Raw genomic sequence first — 19,989 nt, 5'->3', positions numbered from 1 at the left:
CAGGATGGCAGTTGAGTGCGTAGTCGGCAGTCATGTAGCTCCCGAAGAACGATTTGATTTTTTCTGGCGCCAGCAGGGCGAATGGGTAGAAGAGCCCAATCGTCGGCGTGGCGGTGAAAGTGGCGTACAGCGGGTGGTCAGTTCCAATGGCCGTTTGCTCTACTGCAAGCGCCAGACCGGCCACATCTACCGCAGTTGGCTGCATCCGTTTGGACGTCCGACCGTGTTGCGTGAACGTGATGCCCTCAGGGGCCTGCGCTTGCTCGATGTACGGGTGCCGGAGATGGTGTTTTGCGAGGCGCGACGCGACCCTGAGCATCAATGGAAAGCCATGCTGGTGACCGCTTCGCTGGACGGTTTCGACGAGATCGAAAACTGGTACGCCGCCGGTGGCCGTGAGCAATACGGTGAGGAGGTGCATGAACGCCTGCTCAAGGAGCTGGCCGGGACCCTGGCGCGCATGCACAAAGGGCGCTGGCAGCATGGTTGCCTGTATATCAAGCACATCTTCGTACGGGTCACCGGCGAGGGCGATGCGGTGACCGTGGAAGTGGCGTTGCTGGACTTTGAAAAATGTCGCCAGCGTCTGACCGCTTATCGGGCCGCCTCCCATGACATGCTGCAATTGCGCCGCCATTCGTCGTGGAACGATACCGACTGGAAAAAACTCAGCTACTTTTATGAGACGGCGTTTGGCAGCGCTATCAAGGGTTTAACCAGATGAAGCTAGAAATAGCACGAGGTGTGTTCCTGGTCGGGGCGTTGGGCATTGCAGCCCTCGCCCTGGCTGCGTGGGAACAGCCTCGCACACAGGTACTCAGTGCGGCGCAAGGCGGTGGGCTATGCCTGCAGCCACGTGTCGCCAAGGTCAGTGTGGCGGCCAAGCCCGATCATGAATTGCTGTTATTCATGTTCGGGATGTCTCAAGCGATGAGGCCGCAAAGTTGAAGCGATTGAACCCCCCGGAAAGGGCCTTGCGATGCGAGGCCCTTTTTTTGCCTGGGTGAGCGTGAATCAGATCAGGTGCAGGTGGTTATCCCAAAACCCCGCCGGCAATTCCAACGGTTTGGCCAGTAACTGTTTCTGGCGGCAATCATAGAAGCGGCAACGCCCCTGGCCTGACGTGACAACGAAGCCGTCCGCTACCGCACCCACACCGGCACAGTCGGGCAATGGCCCATCCAGGCGCAACTCGCCGCTGTCCATGCCCCAGATAAAGAAGCGGTTGCCACGCGGCGCCGTCAACGCCACCAGCCGCAGCTCACTGTGCACCGCGACGCTGGCGGTGTAGTGCCCCATCGCCTGCAACTGCGCATCGGCCACCGCAAAGGCCACGAATGGCTGGCCCGGACGCTTGATCGCGAGCAGCTCGGACCGCTCCTGGGACGGCCCCATGAACTGCTGCCCTGTGAGGATGGTGCCATCGCTGGCGATTCCCATATGGCGCACGCTGTTCATCTGCTGGCCCAGGGTTTCCTTGCTGATCAGGCGGCCGTCGCGGTGCATCAGCACCAGGCTCGGCTCCATGGCATTGAGGTTCATCTCCACACGGCTTTCGGCTTCGGTACGAATGCCGCCGTTGGCCACCACCAGGGTTTCGCCATCGGGCATCCAAGAGACCTGGTGCGGGCCGATGCCATGGGTGGAGATTTCTGCGCTGTGCACCAACCGCTCGCCTTCGAACCGATACACGCCGAGCAAGCCACGGCCGGGATCGGACGTGTCGTTCTCGGTGGCGTACAGCCAGTCACCGCTCTTGTGGATCACCGCGTGCCCATAGAAGTGGCGATTGGGGTTCGAGGTGATGGTCTGCAGGAGCGTGCCATCACGCAGATCGACCAGGTAACTCTCAGTGCCCGGGCGACGGGCGACGAACAGCGCGATCGGCAGCGTCGGGTGGTTGACGATGTCGTGGCAGCGCTGGCCGACCTCGGTGGCGAACACCTGCGTGCCGTCCAGGCGATAACCGACGGCATAGTGCTTGCCGTCGGCGTCATCGCGCGCCGACAGCAGCAGGGGGCCCTTGTCTTTTTGCTTGAACAGCGTCCAGCCGCCCAACGTCAGTGCACTGAGCAGCACGCTGCCAACCGCCAAAGCCTGTCGCCTGAGCATCATCAGTCACCGTCGTTGGCGTTGAAGCCCAATTGGATGCCCAGCGCCTTGGCCAACTCGCCTTCATGCAGGCGATGGACCACGTTGAGGCTGTCATAGAGATCGTTGAGCTGCTGGCGCCCGGCGTCATCGTTCAACAGTTCGTTGAGGGAGCGCTGGTTGCTGGCGAACAGTTTCAGTGACGCGGCATACGCAGCGTCGATCTTGTCGGCCAGGGCTTTCTGATCGGCCGGCAACAGGCCGCGCAGGCCTTTGTTGTCGACGCCCACCCACACGGTCTGGGCTGCCGCGAGGCTGGCTTCCAGGCTCTGCAGGGACGACTGGCTGCGCCAGGCATCGGCCTGGAACGGTTGCGGGATGCCCTTGGTCTGGCGGCCCATCGGCGTGCCGAGTTTTTTCTTCAGGGTATCCAGGGCGGTCACTTGCACGCGCAGCAGGTCGGCAATGGCTTCGTGGGAATCGGCGTAGCGCTGGTTCGGAAACTTGCTCATCTGCGCCAGCATGCCGTCGGTGCTGTTCCAGCTGGCCAGGATCTCTTCGGCCAGGGCTTTCTGACGCTCGCCGATGGCCATCAGCAGCGGGCAATAACGGGCTTTCTGGGCTTCGTCGGCGACGTCAGGCTTGGCGTCGTAGAGGATGTATTCGTAGGCGGACAGGCCTTGCACCACCACACTGGATTTGGCGAGGGCGGCGCCGTCGATCTGTGGCTGGCTGGCGACCAGCTGTTCGACCTGGCGCCCCACCAGGTTTTTCTTGTCCGGCCAGAACTGCACCTGCCAGGCGCGGTTGCCTTCAGCCAGCGGACCGATCAGCAGCGGTTGCAACTCGGCCCAGGCTTTTTGCGCGTGGAGGAAGTCGGCGCGGGCGGTGTCCAGGCTTTCCTTGCCCTGGCAGTAGGCGAGGGCGCTGACGGCCAGTTGGCGGTCGGCTTCAACCCAGCGGCTATACGTGGGCAGGATGACTTGCTTGGCGATGGCCGCCGAGGTCACCGCTTGCGGGTCCTGGGGCGAGCAGGCGCCGAGGGCAAGGGCGGCCAGGCTGGTGAACAACAACTTGGGACGGAACATGTCGAGCTCCCTTCTGTAATTGGGGCAAAGCTTATAGAGAATTCAGAAATGCCAGCAACGCGGCGCGCTGCTCGGCGTTGAACGACAACACATGCTGCTGCGCCGCTTGCGCTTGCCCGCCATGCCAGAGCACGGCTTCGAGCAGGTTGCGGGCGCGGCCGTCATGCAGGAACTGGGTGTGACCACTCACGGTATGCGTCAGGCCGATGCCCCACAACGGCGGGGTACGCCAGTCGCGGCCACCGGCCTTGAATTCGGTACGGTTGTCGGCAAGCCCTTCGCCCATGTCGTGCAGCAGCAAGTCGCTGTAGGGGCGGATCACTTGGTTGGCCAGCTCAGGTTCGGCGGCGTTGGCGGCCGTGGTGAACGTCGGCTTATGACAGCCCTGGCAGCCGGCCTGGAAGAACAGGTTTTTACCGGCCAGCACCTGCGGCGCATCGACGTCGCGGCGCACCGGCACGGCGAGGTTACGCGTATAGAACAGCACCAGGCGCAGGATGTTGTCGCTGACTTCCGGCTCGCCTTCGGGGCCGTTGCCGTTGGGTGCCTGTTTGCAGGCGACTTGGGCGTCGGTGCAGTCATCGAAGGGTCTCAGGGAGGTGGTGAGGCCCATATCACCAGAAAACGCGTGAACATTTTGTTGATTGAGGTTGGGTTGCCCGGCTTTCCAGCCAAATCGCCCCAGCACGGTTTTTTGCGCGGCGTCATCCCACACCTGATTCGCCCGGCCGATGATGGCCTCACGGTCAGCGGTTTTCGGATCGGTGTTGCGCAGGATATCGGCGTCGCTGATGGCTTCGAGCAGCCCCAGGCCGATCATTGGCGGGGCGATGCGCGCAGAGAAACGCGTGTCGGGGTGCATCGGGCCGTAGGCGAGCTGGGTGATCTGCAGGTCGGGCTTGCGCAACTCGACCACCGTACCGTCCTTGAACTGGACGTTGACCGGTGTGTAATCGACCCGCACCTTGCCTTCCGGCGCTACGCCGGGCACGGCCATGTCCTGCAGTTGCCCACCATAGACCGGCTCGGGCACCACGCCGAGTTGTTCGATGAGCTTGGCGTAAGGTGCGGCATCCGGGATAGATAAGCGGACCAGCATCGACACGGCATTGGGCGCATCGGCCAGCGGCGGGTGGCCCCGGCCGTCCTTGATATGGCAGTTCTGGCAGGCGTTGGTATTGAACAGCGGACCCAGGCCGTCACGCGCGGTGGTGGTCGAAGGCGCGATCACCCAGGGGCTGCGAAAGAAACTGTTGCCGACGCTGAAGTCCAGGCGGCGGGTGGGCGCCAGGTTGGCCGAGGGCAGGGAAAACGCGTTCTGGTCGCGCTTGTTCACCGTGGTGGCACCGCCAGCGCGCGCTTCACCCGGTTCGGCCTGGGTAAACTGCGGGGCGTCGTCGCAGGCGGTCAGGCCCAGGGCCATCAACGCTGCGCACAGGTGAAGTAGCGAACGGAACATCGAGTTTCCTGAACGAAGGCGAAAAATGTGGGGGCAAAGTCTAACAGGGCGGGGCAGTTTGAATAAGAGCAATTATCGTTTGGTGGCATCCCGATTCATTCCGCTAGAATGAGCGCACATTTTTTTCTGGAGGTGGCCAATGCAGGCTCTCGACGCTTTGCTCAACCGTGTTTCCGTGCCGCGCCTGCTGGAACCGGCACCGACCCAGGAGCAGCGCGACGTGCTGTTCGCCGCCGCCATGCGTGCGCCCGACCACGGCCAACTGCGCCCGTGGCGCTTCCTCACCGTGGAAGGCACGGCCCGTGAGCGGATGGGCACGCTGCTCGCCGAAGCTGCGCGCTTGCAGGATGCCGACGCCCCGCAAGCCGCCATCGACAAAGCCCAGAACGGCCCGTTGCGCGCGCCGCTGGTAGTGGTGGTGATTGCGCGTTTGCAGGAGCACTTCAAGGTGCCCAAATCCGAACAATTGCTGGCCGCTGCCTGCGCGGCTCACGGCATTCTGCTGGCGGCGTATGCCCAGGGGATTGGTGCCGTGTGGCGCACGGGTGAGTTGTCCTACTCGGCCCACGTCGCCAAGGGCCTGGGGCTGGTACCCGGCGAGGAAGTGATTGGCTTTCTCTACCTGGGTACCCCCCAGAACCCGCCGCGCACCGCGCCGAAGGAAGATCTGACACCGTTCGTCCAAGGCTGGACCGGTCTCTAAGACAAAAGTGATCCCAATGTAGGAGGGGGCTTGCTCCCGATGGCGTTGTGTCAGTGACAGATAAGTTGGCTGACACTCCGTCATCGGGAGCAAGCCCCCTCCCACAGTGGGTCTGTGGTGTTGTCTGGATATCAGGCTGATCCATCAACCTCATTTGCTGGCTGACCGGATGCCCCAAGCGGTACTCGGTCCAAATGTGGGAGGGGGCTTGCCCCCGATGGCGGGGTGTCAGTTACAAACAATTTGACTGACACTCTGTCATCGTGGGCAAGCCCCCTCCCACATTGATGTGTGTTGTTTCTTAAACCTTGAACTGATCCATCAACTTCATTTGCTGGCTGGCCAAAGCATTGAGCTGGCTGCTGATGGCTGCCGATTCGGTGGCTTGGCCGGTGAGGGTTTCGGTGACGGTTCGGATCGCGGAGACGTTGCGATTGACCTCTTCAGCCACCGCGCTCTGCTGTTCGGCGGCGCTGGCGATTTGCAGGTTCATGTCGCTGATCACCGTCACCGCGTCGCTGATTTTGCCCAGGGCCTGCACGGCCTGATGGATCTGCCCGGCATTGCTTTGGGCCTGATGCTGGCTCGAATGCATGGTCGCCACCACGCCACGGGTGCCGCTCTGGATACGTTCGATCACCACGCGAATTTCCTCGACCGAATCCTGGGTGCGCTTGGCCAGGTTACGCACCTCATCGGCCACCACCGCAAAACCACGTCCGCTTTCCCCGGCGCGCGCCGCTTCGATCGCCGCGTTCAACGCCAGCAGGTTGGTCTGTTCGGCAATGCTGCGGATCACTTCCAGGACTGAACCGATCTGTTCGCTGTTGACGGCCAACGCCTCGACTTCGCCGACGGCCTTGCTGACTTCTTCGGCAAGCGTGGTGATATCGCGGGTGCTTTGTTCGATGATCGACATGCCTTCGCGTGCCGACTGATCCGCGCCGCGTGCCGCGCTGGCGGCATTGGAGGCGCTGTTGGCGACGTCATGGGCGGTGGCGCTCATCTCATTGGACGCGGTGGCCACCTGGTCGATTTCGCGAAATTGCACCTGCATGCCTTCGCTGGTCTGGCGCGCAATGGCCGAGGACTGATCGGCAGTGCCGCGCGCTTCGGTGATGCTTTGCTTGATCTGCGCGATAGTTGGTTGCAGCTTGTCGAGGAAGCGGTTGAACCAGTTCACCAGCTCGCCCAGTTCGTCTTTTTTGCTGTAGGCCAGGCGCTGGGTGAGGTCGCCGTCGCCGCTGGCGATGTCTTTGAGCATGGCCGCCACGCTGTTGATCGGGCGGGTCACGCCAGTGGCCGTCAGCCAGATCAGCAGCAGGCCTACCAGGCCGGCCGCAGCCGCTACCAGCAAGGCCTTGAGGGTGCCTGTGGCTTGTGCGTCATCAAGCACACCTTGCAGCTTCACGTTATCGGCCAGCATCACCGCTTTGGGCAGTTTGATCACCACGCCCCAGGATTTGGCGTCGGGTATCGGCTTGACGGGGTACACGGCGCGAATGGTCTCGTCCTGCTCGCGGATCATGGGGCGGTCGCTGGCGAGCAACTGTACGATCTCCTTGCCTTCGGCGCCAAGCGTGTCGATCAGGTTCTTGCCCACTCTGGCCGGTTCACCGCTGTAGGCCGCGATCAGGCCGGTGCTGGACAGCACCTCCAAGTGCGCCGCGCCGTTGAACAGGTCTTTCTGCGCCGCGTCGGTGACCGCTTGCAGGGCGTTGAGGGCGATATCGACACCGACGACGCCGATAACCTTGCCATCCACGATCAAGGGCAGGGAGATGGTGGTCATCAGCACGGGTTTGCCGGCCACCGTGTCTTCGTAGGGGTCCAACAGGCACGTAGTGCGAGTGTCCCGTGGGCAGGTGTACCAAATGTTGTAGGGCGTGCCGCTGAGGTTGAGGCTGGTTTTCGTCAGGTCATCTTCAACCATGATCGTGTTCAGGCTGGCGCCGCCGGCCCGGCTCCAGTAGCTGGAGAAGCGGCCTTTTTCGTTGGAGACGCGTGCTTTGTCGTCGACGAACTCGCTGTCCTTGCCATCCAGTCCGTTGGGTTCGAACGACAGCCAGATGCCCAGCACCTTGGTGTTACGCTCAAAAGCGGTTTTTACGCTCTGGTTGATGTCTTCGCGCAAGGCACCCGCGTCCAGCGAGCGCTTGGCCCCCAGGGTGCGCAGGTCTTTGACTTGATCGGCGAGAGCGGTGACCACTAGCAGGTTTTCGTTGAAGGTTTTCTGCAACTGCACGGCCTGTTCGGCCGCCTTGGCTTGCAGCAGCTGTTCTACGCTGGCAGTCAGCATTCGTGAGCTTGAGTCACTGACCAATTGATCGTTCTGGTTGGTGTTGTAGATGTTGATGCCGACCACCAGTGCGATCACCCCTAACAGGCAGAGGCCGGACAGCAGCACGATTTTCAAGCGGATAGAGAGGGTGTCGAACATAGGTTCACTCACGAATGGACTTGTTGAGATGCGCAGAGCCAAGTCCATTCGGCGCCATGTCTGAAACATCGGCGTAACAAATCAATTCATGAGTGACAGGCGATGAGCGGTAGGAAAACCCCTACACACACGTTATACGGGCCGTGCAAGCCGTTCGGGGCGCGACCAGATCCACAGGTTGCCCAGGCTCATGCCGGCGATTGCCAGGTAGATCGGCCAGCCATGATCAAGCATTACCAGCATCAGGGCGGCGCACAGCAACATGCTGACGGTGGCGCTGACTTTGGCCCGGCGCGCGATGATCTTGCCATTGCGCCAGTTGAACAGGATCGGCCCGAACAGGCGGTGGTTTTCCAGCCAGGCGCTGAGGCGTGGCGAGCTTTTGGTCGCGGCCCAGGCGGCAAGCAGGATGAATTCGGTGGTGGGCAAACCCGGTATGACAATCGCCACCAAGCCGATCCCCAGGCTGACGTAGGCCAGCAGGCCGTAGAGGATCTGCGCGATTTTCGAGGTGGATTGGGTTTTGCCGGTCATGGTGTGTGCAATCAGGAGGTCACAAGAAATCAGCTTGAAATAGGGTCAAAGTGTGGGAGGGGGCTTGCTCCCGATGAGGGCGTGTCAGTCACTGAATGCGTCGACTGATACGCCGCCATCGGGAGCAAGCCCCCTCCCACAGTTGATTGCATTTCAATTCAGGATCAAGTCGCAATCAGGCCAGTTCAGGGGCGCTAGCGTACGCCTGTTCCAGCAAGACGGTGAAGCGTACAAACGCATCGATTGCGCCTTTATCCATGGCGGCTTCTTCCTCGGCGCTCAATAGCATTGCATCGAGGGTGCGAGTGAAGCTTTTCCAGCCTTCGACACGGCCGCCCGCCGGCTCGCCCAGGTGACGGGCGCCGAAGGTTTCGCTCAGGCCCAGGCCCACGGCACGTTTGATCAGGAAGGCAGCGCCCAGTTTGGAGCCTTCGGAGACGAACAGCCAGCCCAGGGCTTGGGCCACACTCGGGTTGTTCACGGCCCCGGCAACCGGGGCCGGCACGTCGGTGTCGAGGTCGCCCAGGTCGAGTCTGGCGGCGTCTGCGCGGCAGCGTTCGGCCAGGTTGGGGATGATCCGGTTCAGTTCGGCATCGTTGTACAGCGCCACCAACTCCGATTGGAACAGGTATTGCGCCACCACGAAGCGGGCAAAGTTGGCCTGGGTTGCAAACGGCGCGTGGGCCTTCACCAACGCGTCGAGCCTGGTGTGTGGCGCGTGGGTGATCTGGTTCAGGCGCTGGGAGCGCAGGCTTGGACGTTCTGCGGTAGGAGAAGCGGTCATGAAAAAGTCCTTGAGAGGGGGAGCGCCTTTCTGGCTCTGAAGAGAGCGGTTATCAACTAGACGAACAGGAAGACGCGGCACAGTAAAAATTCCGCATCTCTCCGCTCGAACATCGCGGCGAGATGCAGCGGGTGGCGTCAGATGTCCCAGATCACATTGATCGCGAAGTTGCGACCCGGCTGGGTCAGGCGATCGAGGTTGGCCGGGCCGGTCACCGCGGCTTCGCCGACGCTGTCGTAGCTGCGTACGTCATCCCAGTTCCAGTACTTCTTGTCGGTGAGGTTGTAGACGCCGCCGTTGATGGTCACGTCGTGGGTGACTTTGTAGTAGGCGCTCAGGTCGAGAATGCCGAACCCCGGCGTCTTGAACGGGCCGCTGGTATCGCCGTCCGGGGCGTGGAAGGTGCTGCTGTCGACGCGATTCTGTTTCTTCACCAGGGTCCAGCTCAGCAGGCCGCCGTAGCTGTCCTGATCGTAGCCCAGGCCGAAGACGCCCTTGAGCGGGTTGACGCTGTTGAGCGGCTGGCCGTTGTCGTCGTTGCGGCCATGGGCGTAGGACACCGCTCCCTGGGTGTACAGGCCCTGCGGCGCACCGAAGGCGTCCAGGTTCAGGCGGCCCTTAGCTTCGGCGCCCTTGATGGTGGCGCGTTTGATATTCACCGCCTGGAACTGCTCGACGGTGCCACCGACCACCGCGTTGTCTTCGTCGATGAAGTCGCGGTATTTGTTATAGAACACCGCGATTTCAAACGAGCCCTCGTCGAACTTGCCGCGAAGCCCGGTTTCGATACCCTTGCTGGTTTCCGGCTTGAGGTCGGGGTTGGGCTCCACGGTGTAGCCCAGGTTGAGGTTTTCGAAGCGGCCGTACAGCGCCTTGGCGGACGGTGTGCGGAAACCTTCGGCGTATTGGCCGAACCAGGTGTATTGATCGGTCAGGGCGTAGGTCAGGCCGAACTTGGGCGTGACGCGGTGCCAGGTTTTGTCCTTGCCATCGACTGCATATTCACCGGTGGGGTTTACGGTGCTGAGGAATTCCTCGGTCAGCTTGGGCTTGAGCCGGGTGTAGTCGTAGCGTACGGCGGGCAGGAAGGTCCATTTATTCCAGCTGATCTGGTCCTGGGCGAACAGCGAATAGGTGTTGATGGTCGGGTCGGGGAAGTCGCTGGATTTCTTCACGCTGTCGCTGGCCGACGGGCTGGGCGCGCCGATGGCGGTGCAGCCGCTGCCGACCGCCAGGCAGGTGGCGCTGCCTTCGCGCGAACCAGTGACTTTCTGCTGCTTGAGGGTGGTGCCGTAGGTCACATGGTGCTCGGTGTCGCCCAGGCTGAAGGCCTTGTCCAGTTGCGCGTCGAAGACCCACTGCTTTTCTTCGTACAGGGTGTCGCGGGTGCGCAATACGCGACGGCCCGGCTGATAGATTTCAGCGGTGGTCTGGTCGGTCTTGGCGATCTGGTAGTTGAGGCTGGTCTTGATGCGGTCGGCCATCGGCGAGTCGAGGGCGAAGCTGTTTTCCAGGCCGAAACGTTCACGGGTAATGGTGTCGTTGCCGCGACGGTCACGGTACAGGTTGAAACCACGGCCACCGATGAACGGGCCGCCCACCGCATTCTTCAGGTTGACGTCGCGATCATCCTTGTACTTCTCGTACGTCAGGCCCAGGCGGTTATCGTCGCCATAATTCCAACCCAGTTTGGCCAGCACGTTGGTGGTGCGTGCGTCCTCCGGGTTGGCGCCGGTGCGGGCCAGGCCGGTGGCATTGTTGCCGTCATAGGCTTCGGTTTCGTGACCGTTGCGCTGGCTCAGGTGCAGCAAACCGTCGACGTCCTGCACACGGCCGGCGACGGTGGCGGAGGTCAGCCAGCTTTCGTCGGCGGAGCTGTAGCCGGTCTTCAGGCGGGCGCCGACGTCCTGGCCGGGCTGGATGATGTCATCCGGGTCGAGGGTGAAATAGCTCACCGCGCCGCCAATGGCGCTGCTGCCGTACAGGGCCGAGGCGGGCCCGCGCAGGATCTCCACGCGCTTGACGATTTCCGGGTCGACGTAGTTGCGCCGGGTCTTGGCGTAGGGGCCATTGAAGAAGTTGTCGGGCACTTCCACGCCGTCGACCTGGGTAAGAATGCGGTCGCCGTCGATACCGCGAATGTTATAGCCGGCATTGCCCGAGCGCGTACCGGCGCCGCCCACCGACACGCCCGGTTCGTAGCGCACCAGCTCACGGGTGGTGTTGACGTTCTGGCGGTCCAGTTCCTGGCGGTCGTGCACGCTGACCATGCTCGGTACGCTGTTCACATCCTGCTCGGTACGGGTGGCACTGATGGTTACCTGCTGCAGGTTGAGGGCGCCGCCGGCGGCACGTTTCTCCAGGACGATGTTGTTGTTGCCCAGCTTGCGATAGCTCAGGTTGGTCCCCACCAACAGCCGCTCCAGCGCTTTCTCCGGCGACAACGCTCCGCGCACGCCAGGGGACGACACACCCTGGCCCAACTCAGCCGGCAGGCCGACTTGCCAGCCGGTCACGCCGGTGAACGCGTTCAGCGCCGACACCAAGGGCTGCTGTTCGATGCTGAAAGTGTAGGTGCCTTGGCTGCGCGGTGCGGGTTCGGCGGCAGTGGCGGCCATTGCCGGCACGCCGGCCATCAGTATGGCGGCGGTCAGCAGAGAAAGGACGGGCGAACAAGACCGGCGGTTGAAACGAGAGGACATCGAGAGCGCTCCGGAGATACGAATCTTATAGTTGCGAACCGAACCAAATAGGAATCAGTTGCATTGGCTATAACGAGACGTATCGCCGTTCAGCATCGAGTAAAAATAATTCTCATTTAGTTCAAGATCACCAGCGCCGGGTATTCCGACAGCTTGGCCGAGGTGATGTGGGCCAGGGAGCGCACCACGTCCAGCGGTTGGTCGAGGCGATAGTTACCGGTGACGGCGACACTGGCGAGCCTTTCGTTGGTGTTGACGATCCAGCCCGGATAATAGCGACGCAGCTCCGCCAGCACTTCGCCCATCGGGCAGTTTTCGAACACCAGTCGGCCTTGGACCCAGGCCAGGTCCTTGCCGGCGTCCAGCTTGGCCGGCTGGCCGAAGCCCTTGGGGCCGATGCGGATGCTTTCACCGGCACTCAGGCGCACCCGGGCGTCGTCGACGGTGTTGCTCAGGTCGACATCGCCGCGCTGCACTTGCACCTGGGCTTCGCCGTCGAGATAGCGCACGGCGAACGCGGTGTCGCGCACGCTGGCGCGCACCGGGCCGGCGTCAATTTCCAGCGGCAGGCCACGGCTGGGGGCGATGTCGAAAAACGCTTCGCCCTGGTAGAGGCGGGCGATGCGCTGGTGGTCCTTGATGCGGCTGGAAAACGCCGAATTGGTGTTCAGCAATACGTTGGCGCCCTCGTCCAGTTGCAGGCGCTGGCGTTCACCGACCACGGTGAGGTGGTCGGCCTGCAGGCGTACCGGCAGGTTGCTGAAGCTGAACAGGCCGAGCAGCAGCACGGCGGCGGTGGCCAGGGGTTTCCAATGCGGTTTGATCCGGCGCCAGGCGCTCGGCGTGCGTGGCGCGGCCAGGGCCACGGCGGCGCTGTGTACGGGCGCGCCACCCCAGGCGGCCTGGGCTTTGCTGAAGGCGTGGGCGTGCGCGGGGTCCTCGGCCAGCCAGGCTTGGAACGCAGCTTGTTGGCCGGGTTGCGGGCACTGCAAGGCGATCAGCCAATCGAGGGCTTGGTCCATGGCCGTGTCTTGCAGCACCTCATGAGCCAGCGCATGGGGGCGCAGTTTAGTCGGGTCGGTCACGGTGTTCCTCGGGTCTTCGCCACGTTCTGTTCATTTTTCCTACAGCCTGGATCGACACTTCTGTCGGCGTGAAGCTTAAGGCTGATCCAGCCGTTCGGCCACACCTACACAGATGGCCATGATCAACTTCAGTTCCTTTTGTACGGTGCTCAAGGACACCTGCAGCTGATCGGCGATCTCTTGGTAGCTGCAACCGTGCAGGCGGCTGAGGATGAAGATCCGCTGCTGGCGAGCGCTCAACTGGCCCAGGCTGACGCTCAGGTGCTCGAGCAATTGCTCGGCCTGGGTCGCGTCTTCGGGTGTGCTGATCGGGGCGGCAACGCTTTGCAGGATATCCAGCGGGACATCTTCCTGCAGGGTGCGGGCCTGGATCCTGCGCGCACGCAAATGATCCAGCGCCAGGTTGCGCGCGGTCTGGTAGACGAAGGGTTCAAGGTGGTCGATCGACCGCTCACTCAGGGCCCGGGTCACGCGCAGGTAGGTTTCCTGCAACAGGTCCTCGGCGGTGCTGTGGTTATTCACCATGCGTTGCAGCGTGCGCAGCAGAATCACCCGTTGGGTGAGAAAGACGTGGTTGAAGCGAGATTGGCTCACAGTGATACCAGACCGATTTGCAGTTAATGATAATGCTTATCATCAACTCAAATGGCAAGTGGCTTGATCGTTCCCACGCTTTGCGTGGGAATTCATCCTGTGACGCTCCGCGTCACAACCTCCGGAGCGCGACGCAGAGCGTCCGGCGCTGCATTCCCACGCAGCGCGTGGGAATGAGCAGGTCGTGTTACTCGGCGTTGCACAGCGCCAGGCAGTTATCCAGCATCCGGTTCGAGAAGCCCCACTCGTTGTCATACCAAGCCAGCACTTTAAGCAACTTGCCGCTCACCTTGGTGTGATTGGCATCGAAGATCGAAGACAGCGGGTTATGGTTGAAGTCACTGGAAACCAGCGGCAGGGTGTTGTAGCCGAGGATTTTCGAATGCTGGCTGGCGTGCTTCAACAGCGCGTTGACTTCATCGGCCGTGGCTTCTTTTTTCAACTGCACCGTAAGGTCCACCAGCGACACGTTGATCACCGGCACGCGCACGGCCATGCCGGTCAGCTTGCCCGCCAGTTCCGGCAATACCAGGCCGACGGCTTCAGCGGCGCCGGTCTTGCTCGGGATCATGTTCTGGGTGGCCGAACGTGCGCGGTACGGGTCGGTGTGGTAGACGTCGGTGAGGTTCTGGTCGTTGGTGTAGGCGTGAATCGTGGTCATCAGGCCGCTTTCGATGCCCAGTTCGCGGTGCAGCACTTGGGCCACCGGCGCCAGGCAGTTGGTGGTGCACGACGCGTTGGAAATGATCTGGTGCGATTGACGCAAAATGTCATGGTTAACGCCATAGACCACGGTCGCATCCGCGCCCTTGGCCGGGGCAGAGATGATCACCTTGCGCGCACCGGCGCTAATATGGGCGGCGGCCTTGTCACGATCGGTGAACAGGCCGGTGCATTCGAACACCACGTCGATCTTGTGCGCGGCCCACGGCAGGTCGGCCGGGTTGCGAATGGCACTCACGGCGATCCGGTCGCCATTGACGGTCAGGCTTTCCTGATCGTGGGCTACCTCTGCTTCGAATGTGCCATGCACGGTGTCATATTTGAGCAGGTGGGCATTGATCGAGCTGTCGCCCAGATCATTGATGGCGACGATCTGCAAATCCTGGCGATAGCCTTGGGTATACAGTGCGCGCAGAACATTACGGCCGATACGGCCAAAACCGTTGATTGCGATACGTAGAGTCATTGGAAAGTGCCTATCGTCGATTTGTTGTAAGAATTACAAGATTATTCGCATAAAAATAGAAAACAAGCCTTTTTAGTGGCAATATTTTGTTCAATCTACAACGAGTGACCTGAATCAACTGGTCCGATGATCCAAACGACTGCCTGCCATCCATGCGCTGCGGGCGTTTGATCAGCATAGACACTCAGGTCGCCACATCCGTTAGCCTGGAGTTCTATACATGCATCCCCGCGTCCTTGAGGTCACCGAACGGCTTATCGCCCGCAGCCGCGCCACACGCGAGGCTTACCTTGCGCTCATTCGCGGCGCAGCCAGCGACGGTCCGATGCGCGGCAAGCTGCAGTGCGCCAACTTCGCCCACGGCGTGGCCGGTTGCGGCACCGAAGACAAAAACAGTCTGCGCATGATGAATGCCGCCAACGTGGCAATTGTTTCTTCATATAACGACATGCTCTCGGCGCATCAGCCGTACGAACACTTCCCTGAACAAATCAAGAAAGCCCTGCGCGAAGTCGGCTCGGTCGGCCAGTTCGCCGGCGGCACGCCCGCCATGTGCGATGGCGTGACCCAAGGCGAGCCGGGTATGGAGCTGAGCCTGCTCAGCCGTGAAGTGATCGCCATGTCCACGGCGGTCGCGCTGTCCCATAACATGTTCGACGCCGCGTTGATGCTGGGCATCTGCGACAAGATCGTCCCCGGCCTGATGATGGGCGCGCTGCGCTACGGCCACCTGCCGATGATCTTCGTGCCCGGCGGGCCGATGCCGTCGGGCATCTCCAACAAGCAGAAAGCTGATGTGCGCCAGCGCTACGCCGAAGGCAAGGCCACCCGCGAAGAGCTGCTGGAATCGGAAATGAAGTCCTACCACAGCCCCGGCACCTGCACCTTCTACGGCACCGCCAATACCAACCAGCTGTTGATGGAAGTGATGGGCCTGCACCTGCCGGGCGCCTCGTTCGTCAATCCGTATACACCGCTGCGCGATGCACTCACCCGCGAGGCCGCACACCAGGTCACACGCCTGACCAAGGCCAACGGCAACTTCACGCCGATCGGCGAGATCGTCGACGAGAAGTCACTCGTCAATTCCATCGTCGCCCTCAACGCCACGGGCGGGTCCACCAACCACACCCTGCACATGCCGGCCATCGCCATGTCGGCGGGCATTATCCTGACCTGGCAGGACATGGCCGACCTCTCCGAAGTGGTGCCGACCCTGTCGCACGTGTACCCGAACGGCAAGGCTGACATCAACCACTTCCAGGCGGCGGGCGGCATGTCGTTCCTGATCCGCGAACTGCTCGAAGCCGGCCTGCTGCACGAAGACGTCAACACCGTGGCGGGCAAGGGCTTGAGCCGTTACACCCAGGAACCGTTCCTGGTCGACGGCGAACTGATCTGGCGCGAAGGCCCCATCGAAAGCCTCGATGAAACCATCCTGCGCCCCGTGGCCCGTGCGTTTTCGCCCGAAGGCGGCCTGCGGGTGATGGAAGGCAACCTCGGCCGTGGCGTGATGAAAGTTTCGGCAGTAGCGCCCGAGCACCAAGTGGTCGAAGCGCCGGCGGTGGTGTTCCAGGACCAACAGGACCTGGCTGACGCCTTCAAGGCGGGCCAGCTGGAAAAAGACTTTGTCGCGGTGATGCGCTTCCAGGGCCCGCGCTCCAACGGCATGCCCGAATTGCACAAGATGACGCCGTTCCTTGGCGTGTTGCAGGACCGTGGGTTCAAAGTCGCCCTGGTGACAGACGGGCGTATGTCCGGCGCCTCGGGTAAGATTCCCGCCGCGATCCACGTCAATCCCGAAGCCCAGAGCGGCGGGCCGCTGGCGCGGGTCCAGGATGGCGATATCATTCGCGTCGATGGCGTTACCGGCACCCTGGAGCTTAAGGTGGACGCCGAAGAATTTGCCGCGCGCACGCCGGCCACGGGCCTGCTGGGCAATAACGTGGGCGCCGGTCGCGAGTTGTTTGCATTCATGCGCTTGGCCGCAAGCTCCGCAGAGCAAGGCGCCAGCGCCTTTACCTGTGCCTTGGAGACGCTTAAGTGAAGTTAGCGCTGGTCGGTGACATCGGGGGTACCAACGCCCGTTTTGCGTTGTGGCGGGATCAGGCACTGCATTCGATCCGCGTGCAGGCCACGGTGGATCACGCAAGCCCTGAGGAGGCCATCAAGGTCTATCTCAAGGAGGTAGGCCTGGTGCTGGGTGACATTGGTGCGGTGTGCCTGTCGGTGGCCGGCCCGGTGAGCGGCGATGAATTCAAGTTCACCAACAATCACTGGCGCCTGAGCAAGACGGCTTTCTGCCAGGCGTTGCAGGTGGACGAATTGCTGCTGGTCAACGATTTCTCGGCCATGGCCCTGGGCATGACTCGCCTGCAGCCCGATGAATTTCGCGTGGTGTGCGAGGGTACTCCGGAGCCGTTGCGCCCGGCCGTGGTGATCGGCCCGGGCACCGGGCTGGGGGTCGGTACCTTGCTGGACCTCGGCGCAGGCCGTTGGGCGGCGTTGCCGGGGGAGGGCGGCCATGTCGACCTGCCCCTGAGCAGCCCGCGTGAAACCCAGTTGTGGCAACACATCTACAGCGAGATCGGCCATGTCAGCGCTGAAACCGCGTTGAGCGGGGGCGGTTTGCCGCGCCTGTACCGGGCGATCTGTGCGGTGGACGGGCACACACCGGTACTGCACACGCCCGAGGCCATCACGGCGGCGGGGTTGGCGGGCGATCCGGTGGCGCTGGAAGTGCTCGACCAGTTCTGCATCTGGCTGGGCCGAGTGGCCGGCAACAATGTGCTGACCACGGGCGGGCGTGGCGGTGTGTATATCGTGGGCGGGGTGATACCGAGGTTTGCCGACTTTTTTATCCGCAGCGGTTTTGCCAGGAGCTTTGCCGACAAAGGCTGCATGAGTGACTACTTCAAGGGCATCCCGGTGTGGCTGGTGACCGCGCCGTATTCCGGGTTGACCGGCGCGGGTGTGGCGCTTGAGCAGGCATTTGCTTAGGCTGTGACGGCCTCATCGGGGGCAAGCCCCCTCCCACATTTGAAGGCGTTCACAATTCAAGGTGTGGGAGGGGGCTTGCCCCCGATGAGGCCATCAAGAGCACCTCATAACAACAAGGAGGACCCCGTGAGCGTAATCAGTAAATCGATTCTCCTCGTCGACGACGACCAGGAAATCCGCGAATTGCTGCAAACCTACCTCAGTCGCGCCGGCTTCCAGGTCCGTGGCGTGGCCGATGGCGCGGGGTTCCGCCAGGCGATGAACGAGGCGCCGTGCGACTTGGTCATCCTGGATGTGATGTTGCCCGATGAAGACGGTTTCAGCCTCTGCCGCTGGATCCGCCAGCATCCGCGCCAGGCGCAGGTGCCGATCATCATGCTCACCGCCAGTTCCGACGAAGCCGACCGCGTGATCGGCCTGGAACTGGGCGCCGATGACTATATCGGCAAGCCGTTCAGCCCCCGCGAGCTGCAGGCGCGGATCAAGGCGCTGCTGCGACGCTGCCAGTTCGGCCAGGAGCGCAGCAGTGGCGGCGAGGTGTTGGTGTTCGATGAATGGCGCCTGGATATGATCAGCCATCGCCTGTTTCATGTGGACGGCGAAGAGGTGATCCTCTCCGGCGCCGACTTTGCCTTGCTCAAGTTGTTTCTCGACCATCCGCAACAGATCCTCGACCGCGACACCATCGGCAACGCTACCCGGGGCCGCGACCTGATGCCGCTGGACCGCATTGTCGACATGGCTGTCAGCCGCCTGCGCCAGCGCCTGCGCGATACCGAAAAACCACCCCGGCTGATCCGCACCGTGCGCGGCAGCGGCTATCAACTGGCAGCCAGCGTGGTTGCCGGCAATGCCCACTGAACGCCTGCGTGAACTACGCCGGCGGATCCCGGTACCGCGTTCGCTGCTGGGGCGGATGTTACTGCTGACCCTGTTGGCGGTGCTGTTTGCCCAGGCGTTATCCAGCGTAATCTGGGTGTCGCAACTGCGCGCTACCCAGCTCGAAGGCCTGGTGACGGCTGCCCGTAGCCTGGCGCATTCGATGACCGCCAGCGTGAGTTATTTTCGTTCATTACCGGTGGCCTATCGCCCGCTGGTGCTCGACCAGTTGCGCAGCATGGGCGGCACGCGTTTTGTGGTGACCCTCAATGATCGCCCGCTGGATATGCAGGTCTTGCCCGAAACCCCGCGCAAGCAGGCGGTGCTGGTGGCCGTGGACGACGTGCTGCGCCAGACCCTCGGCGCCGATGTGCATATTTCGGTGGAGTTCGTCAGCGCCGAAGACCTGCGCATTTTCAACGCCGGGCTCAAGCTCGACGAACTGCCGCGCTCCTGGGCTCACTACGCGTTGACCCTGGAGCCGGTCAACCCGCCGGTGCTCGTCACCCAGATCCAGCTCGCTCCCGGTGAGTGGTTATACATCGCCTCGCTGCTGCCCGAACCCTACACCAGCCTTGAAGAACAAGGCCTGCCAGCCCAGCAGGTGTGGTTTATCGTGTTGACCAGCGGTTTCCTGCTGCTGTTCATCGGCTTGCTGGTGCATTGGCAGAGCCGCCCGCTCAAGCGCCTGGCGCGGGCGGCGCGGGACATGTCCCTGGGAGCGGATGTAGAGCCGGTGGCCGAAGGCGGCGGCAGTGAAGTGGTGGAAGTCGGCCGTGCGTTCAATGCCATGCGTGAGCGCATCAGCCGTTACCTGACTGAGCGCAGCCAGCTGTTCAGCGCGATTTCCCATGACTTGCGCACACCCATCACACGCCTGCGCCTGCGCGTGGAATTGCTCGAAGACGAGAACCTGCAAGCCAAATTCGGCCGCGACCTGGATGAGTTGGAATTGCTGGTCAAAGGCGCGTTGCAATGCGTGAAAGACACCGATATCCACGAGAACATCCAGCCGGTGGACCTCAACCACGTGCTCGAATGCCTGGTGGAGCCTTACCTCGCGCCCAACGGCAATGGGCGGGTGACCCAGCATGGGCAGGCCCTGACCACCTATCCGGGCAAGCCGCTGGCGCTCAAGCGCTGCATCGGCAACCTGATCGACAATGCGCTGAAATACGGGCAGAACGCGCATTTGCACATCGAGGACGATGGCGCCGAGTTCATCCTGCATGTGGACGACGAAGGCCCCGGCGTGCCGGAACAGCGGTTGGAGCAGGTGTTCGAACCGCACTTTCGCCTGGCCGGGCAGCAGCAGGGCTATGGGCTGGGGTTGGGGATTGCACGCAATATCGCCCATAGCCATGGCGGTGAGGTGAGTTTGCAGAATTTGCGCGAGGGTGGGTTGCGGGTGACCCTCCAGCTACCGCGCGGATTAGACTGA

Annotated in this window: 16 protein-coding genes and 2 pseudogenes; 7 read left to right on the top strand and 11 right to left on the bottom strand. The window is 62.3% G+C overall.

Features of this window, described 5'->3' with window-relative positions; genetic code table 11:
• The first annotated feature begins 4 nt into the window (after nucleotides 1-4).
• Nucleotides 5-724 carry a lipopolysaccharide kinase InaA family protein gene (locus tag C4J89_RS21235; protein ID WP_124415507.1) on the top strand — a complete coding sequence of 240 codons (720 nt, stop codon included), beginning with the start codon at nucleotides 5-7 and terminating at the stop codon, nucleotides 722-724.
• Nucleotides 721-948 (top strand): hypothetical protein, encoded by a 228-nt coding sequence (locus C4J89_RS21230; RefSeq protein WP_124364233.1) that lies wholly within the window; start codon nucleotides 721-723, stop codon nucleotides 946-948. Before C4J89_RS21235 ends, C4J89_RS21230 begins: the two co-directional genes overlap by 4 nt.
• Nucleotides 949-1,014: 66 nt before the next feature.
• Here the strand turns inward: C4J89_RS21230 and C4J89_RS21225 are convergent, their stop codons facing one another.
• Genes C4J89_RS21225 through C4J89_RS21215 form a run of 3 tightly spaced genes read right to left on the bottom strand, consistent with a single transcriptional unit; the run spans nucleotide 1,015 to nucleotide 4,638 of the window.
• A complete protein-coding gene (locus C4J89_RS21225; RefSeq protein WP_124416057.1) occupies nucleotides 1,015-2,112 on the bottom strand; it encodes a DUF1513 domain-containing protein in 1,098 nt (365 codons plus the stop codon).
• 2 nt (nucleotides 2,113-2,114) lie between these two features.
• Complete coding sequence (locus C4J89_RS21220; protein ID WP_124364232.1) at nucleotides 2,115-3,179, bottom strand: imelysin family protein; 1,065 nt, start codon at nucleotides 3,177-3,179, stop codon at nucleotides 2,115-2,117.
• A 31-nt stretch (nucleotides 3,180-3,210) separates the two neighbouring features.
• Entirely contained in the window at nucleotides 3,211-4,638 is a 1,428-nt protein-coding gene (locus tag C4J89_RS21215; protein WP_124415506.1) for a di-heme oxidoredictase family protein, read from the bottom strand.
• Nucleotides 4,639-4,777: 139 nt separating this feature from the next.
• On the opposite strand from C4J89_RS21215, the gene C4J89_RS21210 reads away from it, so the two are divergent.
• Nucleotides 4,778-5,341, top strand: coding sequence for an NAD(P)H nitroreductase (locus tag C4J89_RS21210; protein ID WP_124364230.1), 564 nt, complete (start codon nucleotides 4,778-4,780; stop codon nucleotides 5,339-5,341).
• Nucleotides 5,342-5,642: 301 nt separating this feature from the next.
• On the opposite strand, the pseudogene C4J89_RS27535 reads toward C4J89_RS21210, so the two are convergent.
• The 8 genes and pseudogenes from C4J89_RS27535 to gap all read right to left on the bottom strand — a co-directional run.
• Nucleotides 5,643-6,173: pseudogene (locus C4J89_RS27535) on the bottom strand (methyl-accepting chemotaxis protein); the annotation flags it as partial.
• A gap of 375 nt (nucleotides 6,174-6,548) precedes the next feature.
• Nucleotides 6,549-7,640: pseudogene (locus C4J89_RS27530) on the bottom strand (cache domain-containing protein); the annotation flags it as partial.
• Nucleotides 7,641-7,913: 273 nt separating this feature from the next.
• Nucleotides 7,914-8,315 (bottom strand): YbaN family protein, encoded by a 402-nt coding sequence (locus C4J89_RS21200; protein WP_124405170.1) that lies wholly within the window; start codon nucleotides 8,313-8,315, stop codon nucleotides 7,914-7,916.
• Nucleotides 8,316-8,490: 175 nt separating this feature from the next.
• Nucleotides 8,491-9,099 (bottom strand): biliverdin-producing heme oxygenase, encoded by a 609-nt coding sequence (locus C4J89_RS21195; protein WP_124415505.1) that lies wholly within the window; start codon nucleotides 9,097-9,099, stop codon nucleotides 8,491-8,493.
• Between the two features lie 137 nt (nucleotides 9,100-9,236).
• Complete coding sequence (locus tag C4J89_RS21190; protein WP_124415504.1) at nucleotides 9,237-11,801, bottom strand: TonB-dependent receptor; 2,565 nt, start codon at nucleotides 11,799-11,801, stop codon at nucleotides 9,237-9,239.
• Nucleotides 11,802-11,917: 116 nt separating this feature from the next.
• Nucleotides 11,918-12,886, bottom strand: coding sequence for a FecR domain-containing protein (locus C4J89_RS21185; RefSeq protein ID WP_124415503.1), 969 nt, complete (start codon nucleotides 12,884-12,886; stop codon nucleotides 11,918-11,920).
• A gap of 75 nt (nucleotides 12,887-12,961) precedes the next feature.
• Complete coding sequence (locus tag C4J89_RS21180) at nucleotides 12,962-13,480, bottom strand: RNA polymerase sigma factor (RefSeq protein ID WP_124415502.1); 519 nt, start codon at nucleotides 13,478-13,480, stop codon at nucleotides 12,962-12,964.
• A gap of 187 nt (nucleotides 13,481-13,667) precedes the next feature.
• Nucleotides 13,668-14,669: a type I glyceraldehyde-3-phosphate dehydrogenase gene (gap, locus tag C4J89_RS21175; RefSeq protein ID WP_124364224.1), complete on the bottom strand. Its 1,002-nt coding sequence runs from the start codon at nucleotides 14,667-14,669 to the stop codon at nucleotides 13,668-13,670.
• A gap of 220 nt (nucleotides 14,670-14,889) precedes the next feature.
• Here gap and edd point away from each other — a divergent pair, with 220 nt between their 5' ends.
• The 4 genes from edd (at nucleotide 14,890) to C4J89_RS21155 (ending at nucleotide 19,989) form a co-directional block, all read left to right on the top strand.
• Nucleotides 14,890-16,716, top strand: coding sequence for a phosphogluconate dehydratase (gene edd, locus C4J89_RS21170; RefSeq protein WP_124415501.1), 1,827 nt, complete (start codon nucleotides 14,890-14,892; stop codon nucleotides 16,714-16,716).
• Complete coding sequence (locus tag C4J89_RS21165; protein ID WP_124364222.1) at nucleotides 16,713-17,669, top strand: glucokinase; 957 nt, start codon at nucleotides 16,713-16,715, stop codon at nucleotides 17,667-17,669. Before edd ends, C4J89_RS21165 begins: the two co-directional genes overlap by 4 nt.
• Before the next feature lie 126 nt (nucleotides 17,670-17,795).
• Nucleotides 17,796-18,530, top strand: coding sequence for a response regulator (locus C4J89_RS21160; RefSeq protein ID WP_124364221.1), 735 nt, complete (start codon nucleotides 17,796-17,798; stop codon nucleotides 18,528-18,530).
• Entirely contained in the window at nucleotides 18,520-19,989 is a 1,470-nt protein-coding gene (locus C4J89_RS21155; RefSeq protein WP_124364220.1) for an ATP-binding protein, read from the top strand. Before C4J89_RS21160 ends, C4J89_RS21155 begins: the two co-directional genes overlap by 11 nt.

The sequence above is a fragment of the Pseudomonas sp. R4-35-07 genome (genome assembly GCF_003852235.1).
GTDB lineage: Bacteria > Pseudomonadota > Gammaproteobacteria > Pseudomonadales > Pseudomonadaceae > Aquipseudomonas.
The sequence above is the reverse complement of the archived record's forward strand: the minus strand, read 5'-3'. Positions and strand labels throughout refer to the sequence as shown.

Excerpts from the sequence above, each read along its gene's own strand:
- C4J89_RS21235 (WP_124415507.1), top strand. The coding sequence starts at position 5 with ATGGCAGTTGAGTGCGTAGTCGGCAGTCATGTAGCTCCCGAAGAACGA.
- C4J89_RS21230 (WP_124364233.1), top strand. The coding sequence starts at position 721 with ATGAAGCTAGAAATAGCACGAGGTGTGTTCCTGGTCGGGGCGTTGGGC.
- C4J89_RS21225 (WP_124416057.1), bottom strand. The coding sequence starts at position 2,112 with ATGCTCAGGCGACAGGCTTTGGCGGTTGGCAGCGTGCTGCTCAGTGCA.
- C4J89_RS21220 (WP_124364232.1), bottom strand. The coding sequence starts at position 3,179 with ATGTTCCGTCCCAAGTTGTTGTTCACCAGCCTGGCCGCCCTTGCCCTC.
- C4J89_RS21215 (WP_124415506.1), bottom strand. The coding sequence starts at position 4,638 with ATGTTCCGTTCGCTACTTCACCTGTGCGCAGCGTTGATGGCCCTGGGC.
- C4J89_RS21210 (WP_124364230.1), top strand. The coding sequence starts at position 4,778 with ATGCAGGCTCTCGACGCTTTGCTCAACCGTGTTTCCGTGCCGCGCCTG.
- C4J89_RS21200 (WP_124405170.1), bottom strand. The coding sequence starts at position 8,315 with ATGACCGGCAAAACCCAATCCACCTCGAAAATCGCGCAGATCCTCTAC.
- C4J89_RS21195 (WP_124415505.1), bottom strand. The coding sequence starts at position 9,099 with ATGACCGCTTCTCCTACCGCAGAACGTCCAAGCCTGCGCTCCCAGCGC.
- C4J89_RS21190 (WP_124415504.1), bottom strand. The coding sequence starts at position 11,801 with ATGTCCTCTCGTTTCAACCGCCGGTCTTGTTCGCCCGTCCTTTCTCTG.
- gap (WP_124364224.1), bottom strand. The coding sequence starts at position 14,669 with ATGACTCTACGTATCGCAATCAACGGTTTTGGCCGTATCGGCCGTAAT.
- edd (WP_124415501.1), top strand. The coding sequence starts at position 14,890 with ATGCATCCCCGCGTCCTTGAGGTCACCGAACGGCTTATCGCCCGCAGC.
- C4J89_RS21155 (WP_124364220.1), top strand. The coding sequence starts at position 18,520 with ATGCCCACTGAACGCCTGCGTGAACTACGCCGGCGGATCCCGGTACCG.